Below are 2,311 nucleotides of genomic sequence, written 5' to 3'. Positions count from 1 at the left end.
TGGTGGGCCACGGCTATGTCTGCTCCCGCGACTTCAGAGCTTGAGGGCAGGAAGATTGCCGTACATGCTGATCTGCACACCCGCATCGGACAGCACCTTCGTGAACTCCCAGCTGGTGAACTGGCTGCCTTGGACGCCCTTCTGTTTGTCAAGCGGCTATACGCGTTGCGTTGATGTCCTTCTGCCGCTCGCTGAGTTGCCAGAGTTGATGCGCGGCATAAGCTTGCTCCATACTATCATATTCATTACACGTTGTTGGGATGCTGATGCCGTGAATGCATGGCCACCAGACCTCAACTATGGCGCTTCTGGTCCCCTAGACTTTCTTGGCTAGCGCTTCCGTCAACCGTCGGAGCGCTTCACTTGATTGGTTCTTGGGCACCTTGACGCGGATGATCGCAAAGTCCCCGTCAGCAACCGCCGCATGAAGTGCCTCCCAGAACTCCGTCTGGCTCGTACACAGATAGCCTTTACCCGCCCCAATGACATCCGGCAGTCGCTCTGTGTTGAGAGTGGGAATGTCATTGAAGGGCCCGTCGAGCAACAAGCGTTGCGTTCCGTAGCCATCATTGTCGAGAATGACGACAACCGGATTCACGCCATGGAAATGTGCCGCTGCCAGTTCAAGGCCCATCATAAGGAATGCGCCGTCCCCAGTGACAATCACAGGGCGCAGAGTTGGGTCAGCCTTACCCATCCCGATGGCAGCAGGTACAGAATACCCCATTGTGGCGTAGTAGCCACTTGTCAGGCACCAGCCCGGCCCCGCGAAATCGACGGATGCGAACAAGCTGTCACCCGGTTCCACGATGACGCCATGACGCTCATCGAGTTTGGCTTCTAGGCAGCTGAAGACAGACTCAACGGTAAGCGGAATAGCCTGTGGCAGAAAGTCACAACCTATGAATGAGTAGTCCCTGGAAGCCGAATTCTTTCGCGATCTTCCAGCAGATAGCAACGCAGGCAGGAACGCTGAAAGCGGAACATCTTCGAAGACAGTCAGTCCAACATGCACGCGTGTGTCGGTGCAATTTATAACGCGCGCGAGATCGAAGTGCGCTGTAAAGCCACCCATGGTGAGATCGGTGTAAAGCGCCCCGAATGCCAAAAGCGGATCAGCCCCCTCTACCGCTTTAACGACCGAATGCGGGCTCACGGCACCCATGTAGACGCCCAGCGAAAGCGGATGGCGTTCGGGAAAGAGGCCCTTCGCAAGCGAGGTGGTGGCCACAGGCAGTTCGAGTATCTCAGCAAGTTCCAATAAGTGTGACTGCAGGCCCCTACGCCATGCCATTACGCCAGCCAAGAGGACCGCGTTACTGGAACCCTCAAGCCGGGCCATGACCAACCTCACGGCTTCTGCCAATGCCTCTTCGTTGACGAAGGGAGCTGGCAACTCAAGCGGTCCATCAGATGCGATAATGGGCACATCCACCATATCGCGTGGCACCTCAATATAGCCGGGTCGCTGTTCCCTCATCATGGCACTAATAACCCGGTCGATCTCGCGGGATGCGGTGAGCGGTTCAGAAAGCACCGCCTGCGCCACGGTCAAATCACGGAACACATCGAGCTGGGTGTCAAAAGTCTTCACCTTGTGATGAAGCATTGGATCATTCTGGCGCTCTGACATACCAGGAGCGCCACTCACCACCAACAGCGGCACTTGCTCCGCCCAAGCCCCCGCGGTGGCATTGGCAACCTTCAATCCACCAACGCCGTAGGTGACAGCCACCAATCCGATGCCACGAAGCCGCGCATATGCATCAGCGGCGAATGCTGCCCCCTGCTCATCTGCTGTTATTCTTATCGGGAAACCCAGATCATCCAACCGCCCGAACAAACGCAGTGCGAAATCACCAACGATCCCGAAGCCCTGGTCTATTCCGAGTTCTCTGAGCCGCTGCACCAGATGCGCTGTGATCGTCGTGGTCTTCATAAATTCGCTCTCAGGGTGTGAACACATTTCAAACTTCCAGCCAGTTATTCGATGAAGCATCAAGCATATACCGCGAGAAGGTGTTTGCAGCGCTGATGAAGCAACTCACCATGGCGAGAGACGCGGGAAAACGACAATAACGTGATCATTCGTTGAAATCTCTCTCAGTGCTTCTCGCGAATGACTGAACGATATCAGCATATATCCAACGGATAACCTTCTTCTGGAACCCGACATTTCCGTAATTCAGCGCCTGCTGCAAGGTCTCATCACAATCGTGACAAGAGCTTGTATATCAAGCCTGGTTCACTCCAGGAGAACGGCGACTGCGGGTCCTTCAACGGCAAGTTCCGCGATGAATGCCTCCGGTCT

The 2,311-nt window shown here is 55.4% G+C and carries 1 protein-coding gene and 1 pseudogene; one reads left to right on the top strand and one right to left on the bottom strand.

Features of this window, described 5'->3' with window-relative positions; translation table 11 throughout:
• Nucleotides 1-316 precede the first annotated feature (316 nt).
• Complete coding sequence (locus WCJ41_RS21595; RefSeq protein ID WP_336907898.1) at nucleotides 317-1,939, bottom strand: thiamine pyrophosphate-binding protein; 1,623 nt, start codon at nucleotides 1,937-1,939, stop codon at nucleotides 317-319.
• Nucleotides 1,940-2,230: 291 nt separating this feature from the next.
• Between WCJ41_RS21595 and WCJ41_RS21590 the strand changes: the two are divergent.
• Nucleotides 2,231-2,311 (top strand): annotated as a pseudogene (locus WCJ41_RS21590) (integrase core domain-containing protein); the annotation flags it as partial.

Origin of the sequence: Aestuariivirga sp., from assembly GCF_037139295.1 — a bacterium.
Taxonomy (GTDB): domain Bacteria; phylum Pseudomonadota; class Alphaproteobacteria; order Rhizobiales; family Aestuariivirgaceae; genus Aestuariivirga.
Note: the sequence above shows the minus strand (reverse complement) of the source record. Positions and strands in the feature narration are given on the sequence as shown.